The sequence below is a fragment of the Blautia sp. Sow4_E7 genome (genome assembly GCF_052116245.1).
In the GTDB taxonomy this organism is placed as follows: domain Bacteria; phylum Bacillota; class Clostridia; order Lachnospirales; family Lachnospiraceae; genus Blautia_A.
On sequence record NZ_JBQKLL010000085.1, the window covers coordinates 1 to 3817 of the forward strand.

At 39.5% G+C, this 3817-nt stretch carries 6 protein-coding genes; 5 read left to right on the forward strand and 1 reads right to left on the reverse strand.

What is annotated here, in order from left to right; translation table 11 throughout:
* Window positions 1–208: 208 nt before the first annotated feature.
* The 4 genes from ACTQ50_RS19160 (at window position 209) to ACTQ50_RS19175 (ending at window position 2479) form a co-directional block, all read left to right on the forward strand.
* Complete coding sequence (locus tag ACTQ50_RS19160; protein WP_441485492.1) at window positions 209–532, forward strand: nucleotidyltransferase domain-containing protein; 324 nt, start codon at window positions 209–211, stop codon at window positions 530–532.
* Entirely contained in the window at window positions 436–837 is a 402-nt protein-coding gene (locus ACTQ50_RS19165) for a hypothetical protein (RefSeq protein ID WP_441485493.1), read from the forward strand. The genes ACTQ50_RS19160 and ACTQ50_RS19165 overlap by 97 nt, the downstream gene beginning before the upstream one ends.
* A 40-nt stretch (window positions 838–877) precedes the next feature.
* Window positions 878–1213 (forward strand): DUF3784 domain-containing protein, encoded by a 336-nt coding sequence (locus tag ACTQ50_RS19170; protein ID WP_441485494.1) that lies wholly within the window; start codon window positions 878–880, stop codon window positions 1211–1213.
* A gap of 114 nt (window positions 1214–1327) precedes the next feature.
* Window positions 1328–2479 (forward strand): AAA family ATPase, encoded by a 1152-nt coding sequence (locus ACTQ50_RS19175; RefSeq protein ID WP_441485495.1) that lies wholly within the window; start codon window positions 1328–1330, stop codon window positions 2477–2479.
* A gap of 198 nt (window positions 2480–2677) precedes the next feature.
* Here ACTQ50_RS19175 and ACTQ50_RS19180 read toward each other — a convergent pair whose 3' ends face one another.
* A complete protein-coding gene (locus ACTQ50_RS19180) occupies window positions 2678–3283 on the reverse strand; it encodes a class I SAM-dependent methyltransferase (RefSeq protein ID WP_441485497.1) in 606 nt (201 codons plus the stop codon).
* Window positions 3284–3549: 266 nt separating this feature from the next.
* On the opposite strand from ACTQ50_RS19180, the gene ACTQ50_RS19185 reads away from it, so the two are divergent.
* Window positions 3550–3711, forward strand: a complete 162-nt coding sequence (locus tag ACTQ50_RS19185; RefSeq protein ID WP_441485496.1) for a hypothetical protein — start codon at window positions 3550–3552, stop codon at window positions 3709–3711.
* Window positions 3712–3817: the final 106 nt, after the last annotated feature.

The window sequence follows — 3817 nt, forward strand, 5'->3', positions numbered from 1 at the left end:
GCATTTTTCGTCATCATAAAAAACACCGCCCTTCTGATATTTATTATATCAGAAAAGCGGTTCCAACAATAGCAAAACCCTGCAAAAGCAGGGCTTTGTCTACAATCTGAATTGACCGAGCTGAAAGCGAGGGATACTTCTTGCCCTTCGGACAAGAAGTATCCCTCGCTTTCAGCTCGGTCAATTCTAAGTTGATGAGGTGATTGGAATGGAACAAGTGATCGAATATATTCATGAAAAATATAATCCGCTATCTATTATTCTTTATGGTTCCTACGCGGATGGAACCAACAATTTGAACAGTGATTTTGATGCGCTAGTCATTGTGGCTGACCATGAACAGTTTCACGATACCTCCATTGTGGATGGAGTTCCATTAGATATATTTGTATACCGTTGGCGTATTTTGACGGAGAGTATGAGTGCGAGGAGTTTGTGCAGATCCATGATGGACGCATCATTGCGGACAGCAACGGGATTGGAAAAAGGCTGCAAGCGAAGGTTCAGGCCTATTTACGAGAACGTTCGGTAAAATCCAGCGAAGAGATTCAGGTGGGCGTTGACTGGTGTGTAAAAATGTTTGAGCGCGCAAAACGAGGCGATTGTGAAGGGATGTTTCGTTGGCATTGGGTGCTGATTGACAGTTTGGAGATCTTTTGTGATATTGTGCAGCATCCCTATTTTGGACCGAAAAAGACCTTAAAGTGGATGGAAGAAACCTATCCGAAATATTTTTACTGCTATAAAAAAGCCCTTCAAAACCTTCAGATGGATTCTTTGGAGGAATGGGTTGGGCATATTAAAAACATCAATGAAATGATGTACAAGAGAGCTTGAAAAATTATAGAACAATTGGAAGTTAAGGAGGTGCATATAGATGAAATTAGCAGATTTAGCATCCGGTCCTGACTGGGTAGTATGGATTGTTTGTGTGATATTTGCGGTACTTTCTATAGTTTTACTTTCTGGACACGGGAGTTGGGTTATTTCTGGATATAATACAGCTTCAAAAGAAGAAAAGGAAAAATATGATGAAAAGAAGCTATGCAGAACAATGGGAATTGGAATGTTTATTATAGCAGTTCTTATATTAATTATGGGTTTGTTTGAAAATTTTTTGCCTGCTTTTTTTGTATATATTGCATTGGGGATTATTTTGGTTGATGTGGTGGTAATCATCATTTTAGGAAACACGCTATGTAGAAAGAAATAATTTCCAGTTTGAACAGCCATATTCAATCCTGGGTGTAGATTTAAACATGTCCTTGTGATAGCTGTGGGAATCGAGTATAATAAATTATATAAAAATTTGACGGGAGGTTTTTGTATGGGAAGTTATCTGAATCCGGGAAACAAAGGGTTTCAGGAAAGCCTGAATTCGAAAATTTATGTGGATAAAACCGGTTTGATTGAAAAAACAAATGCAGCTCTTAATACCCGTCAGAAATTTATGTGTGTCAGCCGTCCGCGACGTTTTGGAAAATCAATGGCAGCAGATATGTTGGCCGCTTATTATGATCGTGAATCGGATTCGGCTGAATTATTTGAATCGCTCAAAATCAGCAAAGCAGAATCCTATGAAAAACATCGTAATCAATATGATGTCATAAAAGTAAATATGCAGGAATTTCTAAGTATGACACACAGTATGGATGAAATGCTGGTCATGTTGCAGAAATATTTGATTTTTGACTTGATGGATCATTTTGAAACGGTTCGTTTTCGCGATGAACACAATCTGATTCAGGTGATGAAGGACATTTACAGTAAGACAAATCACTCCTTTATCATTTTGATTGATGAGTGGGACTGTCTGTTTCGGGAATATAAACAGGATAAAGAAGCACAGAAAAAATATTTGGATTTCCTTCGTGCATGGCTGAAAGATAAAGATTATGTTGCGTTGGCTTATATGACGGGAATTCTTCCAATCAAGAAATATGGATCTCATTCTGCATTAAATATGTTTACAGAGTATTCCATGACAGATCCGGGTGATCTGGCGGAATATTTTGGATTCACAGAGAAGGAGGTATCCGGTCTTTGTGAAAAATATGATATGAGTTTCGAAGAAGCAAAAATATGGTACGATGGTTATCAGTTGATCGCGCATCGGCAGATGGGAAATGATATTTATTCCATGTACAGCCCAAAGTCCGTCGTGGAAGCTATGTTACGTCACAAATTTGGAACCTACTGGAACCAGACAGAAACTTACGAGGCTTTGAAAATTTATATTCAGATGGATATGGATGGGTTGAAAGATTCTGTAGTTCGAATGCTTGCAGGAGATGCTGTATCGATTAATATTGGAACATTCAGCAACGATATGACTACATTTGCAGCGAAAGATGATGTGTTGACTTTACTGGTGCACCTTGGCTATCTGACGTATAACAGTATAGACGAAACTGTGAGTATTCCCAATAAAGAAGTTTCTCAGGAATATATTAATATATTAATGCAATTAGTACAATGAACTGGTACGGCGTGGCGGCGTCGGTGGAATCTTCCCGCAAATTACTGGAAGCTTTATGGGAAATGGACGCAGATGCTATTGCTGCCGGAGTTGAGAAAGCACATGAGGAAATTTCGGGGAGATGAAAATCTTCCGGGAGGAAGAGAAAACACAAGGGTGAAGACGTATAAAAGCATCTTCACCCTAAAGTTTTACTCTCTATTTAGCTTTGCGCGCCACCAACAAAAAACGATGGATCCGTCCTTCAACGCAGCCGTTTTGCTCTAAAATCTGTTGGGCATGCAGCAGGCTGTTTTTACAATGATCTACAGAGAAGTCAGGAAATTCCCACTCTATAATGTGTGCGAACCAGACGAGTGCACCGATATCAAAAAACTTGATTGGACGGAAGCATTCCTGGGCATCCAGAATGTCAAAACCTGCATCATGAAATTTAGTTTGAACAATATCCAGATACTGTTCTGGAAATGGAAGCCTGGTTTTTCCTAAGAGAAGCTCTACCAGTTCACGGTCATTTTCCGCGCCAACCTGTTCGGTGATAAAAAGCCCTCCGCATTTCAGAACGCGGTGTATTTCTTCCACATTAAAATCGCCGTGGCGGTTGATCACAATGTCAAATTCGGAATCACCGAACGGCAGTGCATCCTTTCCATCACCTGCGCGAAAATCGATTCCAAGAGGCAGTAAGGTTTCCTGGCATAGCTGGACATTGGGCGGATAGGCTTCTGTGGCACTTGTTTTTCCATAAGGATGGTGGAGGGATAACAGAAATTCACCGCCTTTCGAATTACCTTGTCTCAGTATATCATCTTTTTTTCAAAAAAGAAAATTGAAAAATGGAATGCAAAAGATGCAAAAGAAGTATAGTATTGGTATTGTACTGCAAAGGCTTTTCTTTTACCTGGCAAAACCCTATACCAACTATTCAGCGTGTTAATAAGTCCATTCAGCCTGCAATCCGCAAAATTCCACAAAAGTCTGCTATGATATAGGAAAATAAAACAAAAATTATCGTAAGCAAAATCTTTTTCCAGAGCTTTATTTAAATTTGCTCTAGTGGAGGGGAGTTTATGGGGGATACGAAAAAGAAATACTCAGCGGATGAGTTACTTCAATATGCATATAAACACAATCAGATACCGGTAATCCTTTTGGCGAAAGACAAGGACTGCCGCTATATCTACACCTCAGAAGTGGAAGACCTGATCGATGGGGGAGAGGAAAAATCGTAAGCGCCAAATATTCCTGCGGATTTTCTAATACTCTGATTTCCTCTATAATTGTAGGCGAAAGATATTTAAACTATTTCACTACAATTACGGAGGATAGGTTATGGCA

What these genes read in the sequence shown, in the direction of transcription:
- ACTQ50_RS19160 (WP_441485492.1), top strand. Translation starts at nt 209, where the DNA reads ATGGAACAAGTGATCGAATATATTCATGAAAAATATAATCCGCTATCT.
- ACTQ50_RS19170 (WP_441485494.1), top strand. Translation starts at nt 878, where the DNA reads ATGAAATTAGCAGATTTAGCATCCGGTCCTGACTGGGTAGTATGGATT.
- ACTQ50_RS19175 (WP_441485495.1), top strand. Translation starts at nt 1,328, where the DNA reads ATGGGAAGTTATCTGAATCCGGGAAACAAAGGGTTTCAGGAAAGCCTG.
- ACTQ50_RS19185 (WP_441485496.1), top strand. Translation starts at nt 3,550, where the DNA reads ATGGGGGATACGAAAAAGAAATACTCAGCGGATGAGTTACTTCAATAT.